The sequence below is a fragment of the Pseudomonas sp. 29 genome (assembly GCF_002754355.1).
In the GTDB taxonomy this organism is placed as follows: domain Bacteria; phylum Pseudomonadota; class Gammaproteobacteria; order Pseudomonadales; family Pseudomonadaceae; genus Aquipseudomonas; species Aquipseudomonas neuropathica.
Window position 1 is genome coordinate 4,651,706 of record NZ_PEEY01000001.1, and the last position, 12,859, is coordinate 4,664,564.

At 58.6% G+C, this 12,859-nt stretch carries 14 protein-coding genes; all 14 read left to right on the forward strand.

Going from position 1 to position 12,859, the window contains the following annotated elements; genetic code table 11:
* The first annotated feature begins 14 nt into the window (after positions 1-14).
* The 14 genes from pseB to fliT all read left to right on the forward strand — a co-directional run bounded on the left by pseB (position 15) and on the right by fliT (position 12,741).
* Positions 15-1,016, forward strand: coding sequence for a UDP-N-acetylglucosamine 4,6-dehydratase (inverting) (gene pseB / locus CLU80_RS21555; RefSeq protein WP_093439643.1), 1,002 nt, complete (start codon positions 15-17; stop codon positions 1,014-1,016).
* A complete protein-coding gene (pseC, locus tag CLU80_RS21560) occupies positions 1,013-2,170 on the forward strand; it encodes a UDP-4-amino-4,6-dideoxy-N-acetyl-beta-L-altrosamine transaminase (protein ID WP_099758343.1) in 1,158 nt (385 codons plus the stop codon). The genes pseB and pseC overlap by 4 nt, the downstream gene beginning before the upstream one ends.
* Positions 2,171-2,201: 31 nt before the next feature.
* Positions 2,202-2,822: a pseudaminic acid biosynthesis-associated methylase gene (locus CLU80_RS21565; protein WP_099758344.1), complete on the forward strand. Its 621-nt coding sequence runs from the start codon at positions 2,202-2,204 to the stop codon at positions 2,820-2,822.
* Positions 2,819-3,514, forward strand: a complete 696-nt coding sequence (gene pseF / locus CLU80_RS21570) for a pseudaminic acid cytidylyltransferase (protein ID WP_099758346.1) — start codon at positions 2,819-2,821, stop codon at positions 3,512-3,514. Before CLU80_RS21565 ends, pseF begins: the two co-directional genes overlap by 4 nt.
* The gene (gene pseG, locus CLU80_RS21575; RefSeq protein WP_099758347.1) at positions 3,511-5,016 is read left to right on the forward strand and encodes a UDP-2,4-diacetamido-2,4,6-trideoxy-beta-L-altropyranose hydrolase; all 1,506 of its coding nucleotides are present in this window, start codon (positions 3,511-3,513) and stop codon (positions 5,014-5,016) included. Before pseF ends, pseG begins: the two co-directional genes overlap by 4 nt.
* A complete protein-coding gene (gene pseI, locus CLU80_RS21580) occupies positions 5,009-6,061 on the forward strand; it encodes a pseudaminic acid synthase (protein ID WP_099758349.1) in 1,053 nt (350 codons plus the stop codon). The genes pseG and pseI overlap by 8 nt, the downstream gene beginning before the upstream one ends.
* Positions 6,062-6,287: 226 nt before the next feature.
* Complete coding sequence (locus CLU80_RS21585; protein ID WP_007920064.1) at positions 6,288-7,214, forward strand: ketoacyl-ACP synthase III; 927 nt, start codon at positions 6,288-6,290, stop codon at positions 7,212-7,214.
* Positions 7,215-7,301: 87 nt separating this feature from the next.
* Positions 7,302-8,591: a motility associated factor glycosyltransferase family protein gene (locus CLU80_RS21590; protein ID WP_093439670.1), complete on the forward strand. Its 1,290-nt coding sequence runs from the start codon at positions 7,302-7,304 to the stop codon at positions 8,589-8,591.
* Positions 8,588-8,854, forward strand: coding sequence for a hypothetical protein (locus CLU80_RS21595; protein ID WP_099758350.1), 267 nt, complete (start codon positions 8,588-8,590; stop codon positions 8,852-8,854). The genes CLU80_RS21590 and CLU80_RS21595 overlap by 4 nt, the downstream gene beginning before the upstream one ends.
* A 242-nt stretch (positions 8,855-9,096) precedes the next feature.
* Entirely contained in the window at positions 9,097-9,948 is an 852-nt protein-coding gene (locus tag CLU80_RS21600; protein ID WP_093439686.1) for a flagellin domain-containing protein, read from the forward strand.
* 72 nt (positions 9,949-10,020) lie between these two features.
* The gene (locus CLU80_RS21605) at positions 10,021-10,380 is read left to right on the forward strand and encodes a flagellar protein FlaG (protein WP_093439690.1); all 360 of its coding nucleotides are present in this window, start codon (positions 10,021-10,023) and stop codon (positions 10,378-10,380) included.
* 82 nt (positions 10,381-10,462) lie between these two features.
* Complete coding sequence (gene fliD, locus CLU80_RS21610; protein WP_007920056.1) at positions 10,463-11,905, forward strand: flagellar filament capping protein FliD; 1,443 nt, start codon at positions 10,463-10,465, stop codon at positions 11,903-11,905.
* Between the two features lie 129 nt (positions 11,906-12,034).
* The gene (gene fliS / locus CLU80_RS21615) at positions 12,035-12,433 is read left to right on the forward strand and encodes a flagellar export chaperone FliS (RefSeq protein WP_093439698.1); all 399 of its coding nucleotides are present in this window, start codon (positions 12,035-12,037) and stop codon (positions 12,431-12,433) included.
* An 11-nt stretch (positions 12,434-12,444) separates the two neighbouring features.
* The gene (gene fliT / locus CLU80_RS21620; protein ID WP_016984299.1) at positions 12,445-12,741 is read left to right on the forward strand and encodes a flagellar protein FliT; all 297 of its coding nucleotides are present in this window, start codon (positions 12,445-12,447) and stop codon (positions 12,739-12,741) included.
* Positions 12,742-12,859: the final 118 nt, after the last annotated feature.

Consider the following 12,859-nt stretch of genomic DNA (forward strand, 5'->3'; position numbering starts at 1 on the left):
ACAGGAATCAGCATATGTTCAACGGTAAATCGATTTTCATCTCCGGCGGCACAGGTTCGTTCGGGCGCAAATTCATCACGCGCCTGCTCGAGCAATACCAGCCCAAGCGCGTGGTGGTGTTTTCCCGTGACGAGTTGAAGCAGTACGAAATGCAGCAGACGTTCAACGCGCCGTGCATGCGTTATTTCATTGGTGACGTGCGCGACGCCGATCGTCTGCGTCAGGCCATGCGCGGCATCGATTACGTGGTGCATGCCGCGGCGTTGAAGCAAGTGCCGGCGGCGGAATACAACCCCACCGAATGCATCCGCACCAACGTCAATGGCGCGGAAAACATCATTGCCGCCGCCATCGACAACGGGGTGAAAAAAGTTGTCGCGCTGTCCACCGACAAAGCCGCCAGCCCGATCAACCTGTACGGCGCGACCAAGTTGCTCTCGGACAAATTGTTCGTCGCTGCCAACAATATTGCCGGCGAGCAGGAAACGCGGTTTGCCGTGGTGCGCTACGGCAACGTGGCCGGTTCCCGTGGTTCGGTGGTGCCGTTCTTCAGCAAACTGATCGCCGATGGCGCACAGGAACTGCCGATCACTGACGAGCGCATGACGCGGTTCTGGATCACCCTCGACCACGGCGTGCAATTCGTCCTCGACAGCTTTGCGCGGATGCACGGCGGTGAAGTGTTTGTGCCGAAGATTCCATCGATCCGCATTGTCGATCTGGCGCGCGGCATGGCTGAACACCTGCCGCACAAGAACGTCGGCATTCGTCCCGGCGAGAAGCTCCATGAATTGATGGTGCCGCTGGACGATGCGCGGATGACCCTGGAGTTTGCGGATCACTACACCATCCAGCCGTCGATTCGCTTTACCAGCGTCGATGTTGATTTTGCCGTCGACAAACTCGGCGAGCAGGGGCGTGCCGTGAGCGAGGATTTCGAGTACCGCTCCGACACCAATCCGCATTTCCTTTCGGTCGGGCAGATCGCTGATCTGCACGCGAAGCTCTCGGCATGATTCCCTACGGTCGGCAGAGCCTCGATCAGGCAGACATCGATGCCGTCGTCCAAGTGCTGCAGTCGGACTGGCTGACCCAAGGGCCGAGCATCGAGCGTTTCGAGCAGGCAATGGCCGAGCGTTGCCAGGCTGACTTCGCCGTCGCGGTGTGCAACGCCACAGCGGCGCTGCACATTGCCTGTCTGGCCACAGGCCTGGGGCCGGGTGATCGTTTGTGGACAACGCCAAACACCTTTCTTGCCTCGGCCAACTGTGGACGGTATTGCGGTGCCGAGGTTGATTTCGTCGACATTGATCCGCTGACCTGGAACCTTGATGCGTTCGCTCTCGAAGCGAAACTCGATCAGGCTGAGCAGGACGGAACTTTGCCCAAAGTGCTAGTAGCGGTGGCGTTCTCCGGGCAGAGCTGTGACATGCGCAAGATTGCCGAACTGGCCGAGCGCTACAACTTCACCGTGATCGAAGATGCGTCTCACGCGGTCGGTGCCTCCTACGCCGGGCGGCCGGTCGGCTGCGGTGAGTTCGCAGCGATGACGGTGTTCAGCTTTCATCCGGTGAAAATCATCACCAGCGCCGAGGGCGGCATGGTGCTGACCAATCGGCCGCAACTGGCTGAGCGCTTGCAGCGTTTGCGCAGCCACGGCATGACCCGCGATGCGCAGCAGATGAGCGAACCGAGCCACGGCCCGTGGTACTACCAGCAGATCGAGCTGGGTTTCAATTACCGCATGACCGATCTGCAAGCCGCGCTGGGTTTGTCGCAACTGAGCAAACTCGACGACTTCATCGCCCGACGTCGTGAACTCGCGGCGCGATACGATCGCTTGCTGGCGTATCTGCCGGTGACGTTGCCCAGCTCTCAGCCCGAGGCGGAGTCGGCTTGGCACCTGTATGTGATTCGGCTGCAGACCGACCGCATCGGCCTCAGTCATCGTCAGGTGTTTGAAGGCTTGCGTGCTGCCGGTGTTGGCGTGAATCTGCACTACATTCCTGTGCACCTGCAGCCGTACTATCGCGACCTGGGTTTCGCCGAGGGCGATTTCCCCGAGGCCGAGCGTTATTACGCCGAGGCGATCAGCCTGCCGCTGTTTCCGCTGTTGAGCGATGCGCAACAGGATTACGTGGTCGAGCAATTGCGTCGGCTGACCGAATAATTGCCGCTGAGGCAATGGATGAGTATCTGCAATGCGTCATTTGAGTGAGCAGGAAAAGTTCTGGCAGGGCGACTTCGGCAACCAGTACGTCGCGCGCAATGTCGGTCAGCCGCTAGTGGCGGCGAACCTGGCGCTGTTTGCCAAAGCGCTGAGCCGGGCTGCAGGTATCGAGAGTCTGGTTGAGCTGGGCACCAATGCCGGCAACAATTTGCAGGCGTTGCATCAACTGCTGCCGCGCTGTGAACTGTTCGGCGTCGAGATCAATGAAAGCGCCTGTGCTCAAGCTCGGGCGTTGGACATTGCGCAGATCTGGCAAGGCTCGCTGTTCGATTTCCCGCGCGAGCGCCGCTACGACCTGACACTGAGTAAAGGCGTGCTGATTCACTTGGCCCCGGAGCTGTTGCCGACTGCTTATGCGCAGTTGTACGCGTTGAGCCAGCGCTACATCCTGATCGCCGAGTATTACAATCCGGCACCGGTGGAGGTGTCCTATCGTGGCAACAGCGGCAAGCTGTTCAAGCGCGACTTTGCCGGTGAAATGCTCGATCGCTATGCCGATTTGCACTTGCTGGATTATGGTTTCGTCTATCACCGCGATCCGCAGTTTCCTGTGGACGACATCACTTGGTTCCTGTTGGAAAAGCGCCCTTGAGCAACGTCGCAATCATCCCGGCCCGTGGCGGTAGCAAACGCATCCCGCGCAAGAACCTTTTGCCATTCGACGGCGTGCCGATGATTGTCCGTTCGATCCGCACCGCGCTCGAGTCCGGCTTGTTCGACCTGGTGGTGGTCAGCACGGACGATGCCGAGATTGCCGAGATGGCGCGAACGCACGGTGCACAGGTGCCGTTCATGCGTCCGGCGGCGTTGGCCGATGATTTCACCGGCACTGCTGCGGTTATCGTGCATGCGCTGGAGCAACTGCCACCCTTCGATTTCGCTTGCTGCATTTACGCTACGGCACCGCTGTTGCAGGTGCGTTATCTACGTGAAGGCCTGGAGTTGCTGGAACGGCATGCAGACAAGTCGTTTGCGTTCTCCGTTTGCGATTTCGGCTTTCCGGTGCAACGGGCATTGACGCTGGACGAGCAGGGCGCCTTGCGCGCGTTGTATCCCGAGTTCCGCAACACCCGCTCGCAGGACCTGCCCAAAGCTTTTCAGGATGCCGGTCAGTTTTATTGGGGCCGTTGTGAGGCGTGGTTGCGCGGCGAGGTGCTCTATTCGCCAGCCAGCCTGCCGGTGATTCTGCCCCGGCATCTGGTCCAGGACATCGATACCGCCGAAGACTGGAAACGCGCCGAATACCTTTACGCCGCGCTCAAGGCTGGTGGAGAACTGCAATGAGAGTGCTGATTCGCGCGGACGCCTCGCCGACCATCGGCAGCGGCCACATCGCCCGCTGCCTGCCGCTGGCGCGAGTGCTGCGCGCGCAGGGCAGTCATGTCGCCTTCGCCTGTCGACGGTTGCCGGGACATCGTCTGGAGGCATTGCGCGCCGAGGGTTTCGAAACGTTCGCGCTGCCTGAGCGCTACGCCAATGAAGATCCACAGCAAGCCATCGAATCGATGCTGCCGTGGCAGGCCGACATTGATGCGCTGGGCTCGCAGCTTGAAGGTCAGGCCGAGTTTGACTGGATCATCGTCGACCATTACGGTCTCGATCATCATTGGCAAACCGCTGCACGGCGCTGGGCGCATCGAATTGCAGCGGTGGATGATCTTGCCACCCGGCGCTACAGCGTCGATTTGTTGCTCAATCAGAATCTTTCCGGCCTCAGTGAAAACTATGCGCCGTTGCTGCCCGAAGGTTGTCGCACGTTGCTCGGGCCGCGTTATGCGCTGTTGCGCGAAGAATTCAACTGCCCTGCCATCGAGATCAAGCCAAAGGCGCGCCGGATACTGGTGAACTTCGGTGGATTCGATGCCGCAATGCAAACCCACCACGCGATGCTGGCCCTGGCGGATTTCACCGAGCTGCAGGTGGACTTCGTCGCTGGCGCCGATAATCCGGCGTGGGCGCAGATGCAGGCATTGGCCGAGACACGGCCGAACTGGCGTCTGCACAGTTTTGTCAGCGATTTCTACCAGCGCATGAGCGAAGCCGACCTGTTTGTCGGCGCCGGTGGCGGCACCAGTTGGGAGCGCGCGGCGTTGGGCTTGCCGACAATTTGCATTGCCGTGTCGAACAACCAGCAGGCCAACGGCGAAGTCATGGCCGTAACGGGGGCACATGTTTTCATGGGCGCCCGTGAGCAGGTCAGTGTCGAGCAGTTGCGCGACGCCATCGGCTTCGTCGCCGACAATTATTATTTGCGACAGGGCCTGGCCGAACGCTCGCGGCAACTGGTCGATGGACGCGGAGCGCTGCGCGTTGCTGCCGCTCTGGCCGGCGCAGTGCTGGCCATCCGTCCCGTCACGTTAGAGGATGCACGGCTGTTGTTCGATGGTCGCAATGCCGAACCGGTGCGGCGTTGGTCGCTGGCGAGCGCTGAAATCGACTGGTCGCAGCACGTCAACTGGCTGACCGCCAGTCTGCGTAATCCGCAGCGTTTACTGTTGATCGCCGAAGCCGATGACGGCCCGGTCGGTGTGCTGCGTTATGACCTGCGCGGGTTTGCTGCCGAAGTATCAATCTATCTGCTTGAGGGGCGTTTCGGCCTGGGTTGGGGCAAGGCGTTGCTGGCGCGGGGCGAAGCGTTCGTCACCCGCCACTGGCCGCAATTGACCGCCATTACCGCTCAGGTACTGCCGGGCAATCGTGCCTCGTTGAATGTGTTTCATGACGCCGGGTTCACTCAGAGTGCCTGTACGTTCACCCGTGTTTTGAAGGATCACCCCGATGACTAGTTTCAAGATTGGTAACCGCTTGATCGGTGCCGATGCGCCGCCCTTCATCATCGCCGAGATGAGCGGCAACCATAACCAGTCGCTGGACGTGGCCCTGCAAATCGTCGACGCGGCGGCCAAGGCCGGGGCACATGCCTTGAAACTGCAAACCTACACCGCCGAAACCATGACCCTGGATCTGGCTGAAGGCGAATTCTTCATCAAGGATCCGGGCAGTCTGTGGGCGGGTACTTCGCTCTACGATTTGTATGAAAAAGCCCATACACCGTGGGAATGGCACGCGCCGATTTTTGCTCGTGCCAAGGAACTGGGGATGCTCGCGTTCTCGACACCGTTCGATGACAGCGCCGTTGACTTTCTCGAAAGCCTTGATGTGCCGGCCTACAAGATCGCCAGTTTCGAAAACACTGACTTGCCGTTGATCCGCCGCGTGGCCGCCACCGGCAAACCGCTGATCATCTCCACGGGCATGGCCAGCATCGCTGAACTGGATGAAACCGTGCGCGCCGCGCGTGAAGCCGGCTGCAAGGATCTGGTCTTGCTCAAATGCACCAGCACCTACCCGGCGACACCGCTCAACAGCAACGTGCGCACGATCCCGCATCTGCGGGAACTGTTCGGTTGCGAGGTGGGGCTGTCCGACCACTCGATGGGCGTAGGCGTGTCGGTGGCTGCGGTGGCGCTGGGGGCGACGGTGGTGGAAAAACACTTCACCCTCGACCGTTCAGCAGGTGGCGTCGATGCGAGTTTCTCGCTGGAACCGGCGGAAATGGCCAGCCTGGTGGTGGAAACCGAGCGCGCCTGGCAAGCCATGGGCCAGGTGCATTACGGCGTTACCGAGGCCGAGCGCAAGTCGCTGGTCTATCGCCGCTCGCTGTACGTCACGGCCGACATGGCCGCCGGTGACACCTTTAGCGGGGACAATCTGCGCGCCATTCGCCCCGGTCTCGGCTTGCCGCCCAAGCACACCGACGCTGTTCTTGGTCACCGCGCCCGCGCCCCGATCAAGCGCGGCACACCGCTGGACTGGTCGTTGGTCGAATAACCCGATCTGCACCGATTCGGCAAAATAGCGTGACCTGCGAGTCATAACGCGCATCTTCACTGTATTGTATTGATCGGGGAGATGGCGCCTGGCTCGTTTTCGATTCCAGTGATAGCCCTTTGCGCTCCCCGTGGCTGCCCGTTGTGGCGGCCGTTTTCTGTTTGTCGGCGCCCCTCGAAATCCTTGCGAGCGGTGGTCTTGGGCTGTTTTTTATTGGGAAGCCGTAATGATTGGCATAAAAAGCATTGCGAGCTACGTTCCTGTAGCCGGCGTGGACAATTACGCACAAGGTGCAAAATTCGAGAAGGATGAAGAATTCATCCTTGGCAAGATCGGTTCGGCATTCCTGCCGCGCAAAGACGCTGAACAAGAAACCTCCGACCTGTGCGTGGAAGCGGCCAATGCGCTGTTTGCCAGCAACCCGGATCTGAAACGTGAATCGATCGACGCATTGATCGTCGTCACCCAGAACGGTGACGAAGAAGGCCTGCCGCACACGGCTGCAATCGTGCAGGACAAACTCGGTCTGCCGACCAACGTGGCGGCCTTCGACATTTCCCTGGGCTGCTCCGGTTATGTCTACGGCATCTACGCGATCAAGGGCTTCATGGAAGCCGCCGGCCTGAAGAACGGCCTGCTGATTACCGCTGACCCGTATTCGAAAATCGTTGACCCGGAAGACCGCAACACCACCATGCTGTTCGGCGATGCCGCAACCGCTACGTGGATGGGTGAAGATCCGACCTGGGCGCTGGGCAAGGCCAAGTTTGGCACCGACGGCTCCGGTGCACCGCACTTGAAAGTCACCGATGGCGTGTTCTTCATGAACGGTCGTCAGGTCTTCAACTTTGCGCTGCTCAAAGTCCCGGCACACTTGCACGAACTGCTCGACGATTCCGGTCTGAAGGCCGATGACATCGATGCCTTCTGCATTCACCAGGGCAGTGCGGCGATTGTCGATGCCGTGGCGCGGCGTTTCGAAGGCGAGCCGGAGAAGTTCATCAAGGACATGGTCGAGACCGGTAATACCGTGTCGTCGAGCATTCCGTTACTGCTGGAAAAACACGTCATCGATTCCGATTGGCAGCGTATTGCGCTGAGCGGTTTTGGTGTCGGTCTTTCATGGGGCTCGGCGATCATCTATCGCCCTTGAGTCCGAGCAAAAGCGGCGGATACAAAAATAGCGTTCAAGGTTAACCTTGAACGCTATTTTTTTGCCTGGAAGGGAGCGCGAGGCGCCATGAGCGAGTTTTTTCAAGCCAATGCCGAGGTGTTGCAACGGCGCTGGCCGGCGCTGTTCGAACGACTGATGGCGCAAGACAGTACGGCCATTGCGGCTCAATTGGTTGAGGGGCTAGGCTCGACGCTGAGCATCAACGGCATCCAGCTCACCAGTCGTCACGATCGCCTCCATGAAGCGCAGATTCAGGCGGCCAGCCTGCCGGACAAGGCGCAACTGCACGTCTATGGCACCGGTCTCGGTGATTTGCCCGGTGTGCTGCTTGAGCGAACGGGATTGCAACGCTTGTACGTGCACATCCTCAATGGCGCGCTGTTTGCGCTGGTGGTGCAACTGCTCGATCAGCGTCAGTGGCTGGAGGACCCGCGGGTCGAGTTGTTTTACGCTGCCGATCATCCGGACTTGTTCACGCCGTTTTTTGCCCTGCCTGCCGAGATGTTGCTGGCCGATGACTACAACGCGAAGATTCGCGATCGGCTGGTCAATGAAGTCCATCTGAGTTTTAACAATCGCGAATTCGACGCGCAGTCGCCGTTCATTCAACAGCGCTTGCAGGACTGCTTGCCGGTGCTGCTGGGTGATGACGATGTGGCGCAGTTGTTTGGTACCTGCACCGATCGCGAGATCTATGTGATCGCTACCGGGCCGACTCTGGAAGGGCACTTTGAACGATTGGCAGCGCTCCGGACTCAGGCTCAGCGCCCGCTGTTCATCTGTGTCGACACGGCGTATCGGCCGTTGATTGAGCACGGGATCGTTCCGGATCTGGTGGTGACCATTGATCAGCGCATCAGCTTCCGTCATTTGCCGTTCGAGGCGTCTGACGGTATCCCGCTGGTGTATTTGCCCATGAGCGATCCCGAAGTTCTGCGGGCCTGGAAGGGCAAGCGCTATGGCGGTTACTCGGCCAGTCCGGTCTACGCCGGGTTGCGTGAACAGCATCCGCGCGCGCTGCTGCACGTCGGCGGCAGCGTGATCCATCCGGCGGTCGATCTGGCGGTGCAAATGGGCGCGTCTCGCATCACGCTATTTGGCGCCGATTTCGCCTTCCCGATGAACAAGACTCACGCGGGCTGGAGCGATGGCGATCTGGGGCCGGGTGTGAATCAGGCGCGGCACTGGGTGCGCGATGGGCAGGGACAGCGAGTCAGTACCCAGCTCAACTTTCGCGGTTACCTGTGTGTGCTGGAACGTTACATCGCTGCGCATCCGCACGTTGAGTTCTTCAACAGCAGCAGGGCGGGTGCGCTGATCGCCGGGACGCAATTCAATCAGGAGTTTGTGCAATGACGGCGATGAAAAAGTGCATCGGTGAATGCCGTCAGTCTGCCGGTCTGTTTCGGCTGGGGCGGGATGTCGAGGCAGCGCTGGGCATGGTTGATGTTTTCGAAGATGCACAGCAGTTGCTGCTCTTGGGGTCTGCGGATGTCCAGCAAATGTGGGCGCAGGTGCTCGCGCAAATGCTCGATTGTCAGGAGCGCCAGGACTGGTTGGGGCTGGCTGATTATATGGAGTACGAATTGATCGAGTTGCTGGAAAGTGTTCCGGTCTGAACACGCCGACAGCACTGGCCCGCAGCTTTGCGCGGCAGTCGGTTTTATGACGTCATTTTTTCGCGGCTGACGTACTGCTAAGTCTTTGTTTTCTCGGGGGTGGCAGGGTGATGGCAAATTTTTTTCAAAAAGCCCTCAAGCAACCTGCAAACCCGACGATAACTATTACGAAGGTTCTCTAGGCCATACCCGGCGGTTGCCAGGGCCGGAAGCCGCAGTACCCAACCAACGAGGAATTCGTCATGGCTTTAACAGTAAACACCAACACCACGTCGTTGAACGTTCAGAAAAACCTGAACCGCGCTTCCGACGCTCTGTCGACTTCGATGCAGCGCCTGTCTTCCGGCCTGAAAATCAACAGCGCTAAAGACGACGCCGCTGGCCTGCAGATCTCGAACCGTATGTCCTCGCAGATCCGTGGTAACACCCAAGCCATCCAGAACGCCAACGACGGTATCTCCGTTGCCCAGACCGCTGAAGGCGCTCTGCAAGCTACTACCGACATCCTGCAGCGTATGCGTGAACTGGCTGTTAAAGCACGTAACGGTACCAACGGCACTGCTGACCAGACCGCTACCAACGCTGAATTCGCTCAGATGTCCGACGAGATCACCCGTATCTCGGCTTCGACCAACCTGAACGGCAAAAACCTGCTGGACGGTTCGGCTGGTACTGTGACCCTGCAAGTGGGCGCAAACACCGGTTCGGCTAACCACATCGACCTGGTACTGAGCTCCAAGTTCGACGCAGTAAGCCTGTCGGTAGGTAGCGGTACTCTGTCCCTGACCGGTGCTAACGTAACTGGCGCTTCGCAGAACATCGACAACGCGATCACCGCGATCGACGCTGCAATCGCTGCCATCGGTGCAACTCGTGCCAGCCTGGGTGCTTCGCAAAACCGTCTGACCAGCACCATCCAGAACTTGCAGAACATCACCGAGAACACCACTGCTGCACAAGGTCGCGTACAAGATACCGACTTCGCCGCAGAGACTGCTAACCTGACCAAGCAGCAAACCCTGCAACAGGCTTCGACCTCTGTTCTGGCTCAAGCCAACCAACTGCCTTCCGCTGTACTGAAGCTGCTTCAGTAATTTCGGAATGAGTTTGAGCGGGGGAGTGCGCTGGTCGCGCTCTCTCGCTTTTTTCGTTAGGAGGTGATGGGCATGGACATGAGCGTAAAGCTTAACGTGTCTTATCCGGCTCCCAAGCCAGCGACACCTGTTGCTGACAAGCCGTCAGAGACGCCAAAAGTTGCCAAGGTCGAAGCGCCGGTCGCTGACAGGAAAAGTCAGGGCACGGATGACGCCAAGCTGAAACTGGCAGTGCAGGAGATCGAGAAGTTCGTCCAATCGATCAAGCGCAATCTGGAGTTCTCGATCGATGAGCATTCCGGGAAGGTCATCGTCAAGGTGATCGCAAGCGAGACGGGTGAGGTCGTACGACAGATTCCCTCCGCAGAAGCCCTCAAGCTGGCAGACAGCCTCGCCAATGCGAGTCACGTATTGTTTGACGCCAAAGTCTGATAGCTGGCATGAATTATGTTTGTCCGTTCTCAAGATGCGTGTAACGGTCAAAAGAATGGCAACAATCTGAAGGGAGATGCACATGGCAAGTCCAATTCTACCGGGTTCCGGACTGGGTTCCGGCCTGGACATCGGCGCGATCGTGACCGCGCTGGTAAACGCCGACAAGTCGCCGAAGCAGACGCAGATCGATTCTGCGACCAAAACCAACACCCTGAAGATTTCCGGTGTCGGTGCGCTGAAAAACGCATTGGCGGCCTACCAGAAGGCAATGACCGATCTGGGCAGTAAGACCAACCCTGCGTTTGCCGGTTACGCGGCGACCTCGGCTACCCCGACAACGCTGACCGCTACTTCCGATAACACGGCTGTTTCGGGCACATACAGTGTCGTGGTAAATAACTTGGCCACCGGCTCGAAAGTAGCCAGTGCATCCTTTGCCGGCGGCGCGGCCAGTGCCATTCCGAGTGGTACCCTGAAAATCAGTCAGAATGGCACTGATTACAATGTCGATATTCCGGCCAATGCTACCTTGCAGACTACCCGTGATGCCATCAACAAGGCGCAGGGTGTCAACGGTGTTTCCGCCAACATCGTGACCGACAGCTCGGGCGCTTCGCGTCTGGTGATCAGCTCCAACAAGACGGGCGCAGGCTCCGACCTGACGGTCAGTGGTATTGCCGGTCTGGAAATCGATGGCACCAAGGTCATGTCTGCGACCCCGGCCGCTGGTGACTCAGGGGCTGTGGGCGATATTGCCAAGGATGCGAAGCTGACCATTGATGGTCTTGCCGTTACCAGCAAGAGCAACACAGTGAGCGGCGCGATCAGTGGCTTGACCATGAACCTGGTGGAAGCCAGCCCCACCGCGGTCAAGGTCTCTGTCGATACCAACACTAAGGGTTTGCAGGCTTCGGTTCAGCAATTCGTCGACGCTTTCAACACGCTCAAGACCACCATCGATAGCCTGTCCAAGGCAACGCCGGACGAAGATGGCAAGTTGACGGTGCAGGCCGCTTTTACCGGTGACTCTCTGCCGCGGACGTTGATTGCGGACATTCGTGCCCAGTTGACCACTTCGTCGCCTGGCGAGCTGGGTGTGCTGTCGCAGATCGGCGTCATGACCGATCGCGACACCGGTAAGCTGACGCTGGACGCGACGGCTTTCAACAAGGCCATGTCTCAGCCAGGCATGACTGGCCAGGTGCAGCAGCTGTTCTCCGGTACCGACGACAAAAACGGTCTGTTGGCGCGAATGAGCAAAGCGGTCGATCCGTACCTCAAAGCTTCTGCTGATGGTAAAACCACCAGCGGTCTGCTTGATCAGCGTATGACCATTCTGAACAACAACACCCGCAGCCTCACGTCGCAGCAGTTGGCGCTGGATCTGCGTGTCGCCAACCTGACCAAGACGTTGACTGCCAAGTACAACGCCATGGACTTGCTGGTAGGGCAGATGAAGGCTACGGCGAGCAACATTACGTCGTTCTTCAGCTCGCTGAACGCTCAGCAGTCCGCGAAGTAAAAGGCGGGCACGACAAAAACCCGGCTACGCTTCATCGGCGTGCGCCGGGTTTTTGTCTTTTGATCTAAAGTTCTGTGATTCGTTGGCGATACACTGGTTATACGAGTCATTGTGGCAATGAGGTAGAACATGAATCCGATGTTAGCCCTTCGGCAGTATCAGAAAGTCGGCGCACACGCTCAGACATCCGAAGCGAGCCCGCACCGTCTGGTGCAAATGTTGATGGAAGGTGGTCTGGCCCGTATCGCTCAGGCCAAAGGCGCCATCGAGCGCAAGGACATTCCTGGCAAATGCACTTCGATCAGCAAGGCGATTGGCATTGTCAGCGGTCTGCGCGAAGGCCTTGATCTGGAAAACAGCGCAGATACCCTGGCTGATCTGGATGGGCTGTATATCTACATGATGAAGCGCCTCGCCGAGGCGAACATCAGCAGCGACCTGCGCATTCTTGATGAGGTTGCCGGCTTGCTGAGCACGGTCAAGGAAGGCTGGGATGCTATTGCCCCTGTGCCTGCTCCGCAGTTTTAAAGGAGATCGTCATGAGTCTTGTATTGCAGCGAATCGCCGATACCCGAGAAGCGTTGGTTACTGCCCTCGCTGAACGCAATTGGGAAGCCATTGGTGAACTGGATCTGGCTTGCCGTTCCTGCATGGAAGACGTCATGGCTGAGGCTGCGCTGGACGAGGTCGCGTTGCGCGACAACCTTGAGGAGTTGCTCCACGTCTACAAGGAGCTTCTCGAGGTGGCCATGGGTGAGCGGCAGGCGATAGCCAACGAGATGTCGCAGATCACCCAAGCGCAAAAGGCGGCAAAGGTTTACCATCTGTTTGGTTAATTAACCCCCAGTTAATCCAGACATGTGCGCCATAAATTTGACTGTGCACGGTTTTTTGACTTAACTAGTGGCTGTTTTCAGATTTCAGGCGTCTACAGGCACATGGTGTCCTGCAAGC

Excerpts from the sequence above, each read along its gene's own strand:
- CLU80_RS21600 (WP_093439686.1), top strand. The coding sequence starts at position 9,097 with ATGGCTTTAACAGTAAACACCAACACCACGTCGTTGAACGTTCAGAAA.
- fliD (WP_007920056.1), top strand. The coding sequence starts at position 10,463 with ATGGCAAGTCCAATTCTACCGGGTTCCGGACTGGGTTCCGGCCTGGAC.
- fliT (WP_016984299.1), top strand. The coding sequence starts at position 12,445 with ATGAGTCTTGTATTGCAGCGAATCGCCGATACCCGAGAAGCGTTGGTT.
- CLU80_RS21590 (WP_093439670.1), top strand. The coding sequence starts at position 7,302 with ATGAGCGAGTTTTTTCAAGCCAATGCCGAGGTGTTGCAACGGCGCTGG.
- fliS (WP_093439698.1), top strand. The coding sequence starts at position 12,035 with ATGAATCCGATGTTAGCCCTTCGGCAGTATCAGAAAGTCGGCGCACAC.
- CLU80_RS21565 (WP_099758344.1), top strand. The coding sequence starts at position 2,202 with ATGCGTCATTTGAGTGAGCAGGAAAAGTTCTGGCAGGGCGACTTCGGC.
- CLU80_RS21585 (WP_007920064.1), top strand. The coding sequence starts at position 6,288 with ATGATTGGCATAAAAAGCATTGCGAGCTACGTTCCTGTAGCCGGCGTG.
- pseC (WP_099758343.1), top strand. The coding sequence starts at position 1,013 with ATGATTCCCTACGGTCGGCAGAGCCTCGATCAGGCAGACATCGATGCC.
- CLU80_RS21605 (WP_093439690.1), top strand. The coding sequence starts at position 10,021 with ATGGACATGAGCGTAAAGCTTAACGTGTCTTATCCGGCTCCCAAGCCA.
- CLU80_RS21595 (WP_099758350.1), top strand. The coding sequence starts at position 8,588 with ATGACGGCGATGAAAAAGTGCATCGGTGAATGCCGTCAGTCTGCCGGT.
- pseI (WP_099758349.1), top strand. The coding sequence starts at position 5,009 with ATGACTAGTTTCAAGATTGGTAACCGCTTGATCGGTGCCGATGCGCCG.
- pseG (WP_099758347.1), top strand. The coding sequence starts at position 3,511 with ATGAGAGTGCTGATTCGCGCGGACGCCTCGCCGACCATCGGCAGCGGC.
- pseB (WP_093439643.1), top strand. The coding sequence starts at position 15 with ATGTTCAACGGTAAATCGATTTTCATCTCCGGCGGCACAGGTTCGTTC.